Source organism: Citrobacter sp. VF227 (assembly GCF_052950715.1).
In genome coordinates, this window is the sequence record NZ_JBRFVF010000751.1 from 1 (window position 1) to 255 (window position 255).

General features: G+C 56.9%; 1 protein-coding gene. It reads right to left on the reverse strand.

The features are described 5' to 3' along the window. On the reverse strand, positions 1 to 255 hold a 255-nt coding region (locus ACU8YC_RS28830), incomplete at both ends, for a GTP-binding protein (RefSeq protein ID WP_446896489.1).

Genomic DNA, 255 nt, shown 5'->3' on the forward strand with positions numbered 1-255 from the left:
TGTGCTCACGAGTCTGCGGCATCGGGCCGTCAGTCGCAGCAACAACCAGGATCGCGCCGTCCATCTGCGCAGCACCGGTGATCATGTTTTTAACATAGTCGGCGTGGCCCGGGCAGTCTACGTGTGCGTAGTGGCGAGTCGGGGTGTCATATTCAACGTGAGAAGTGTTGATGGTGATACCACGAGCTTTTTCTTCCGGCGCGTTATCGATCTGATCGAATGCACGCGCAGCACCGCCGTAGGTTTTAGCCAGTA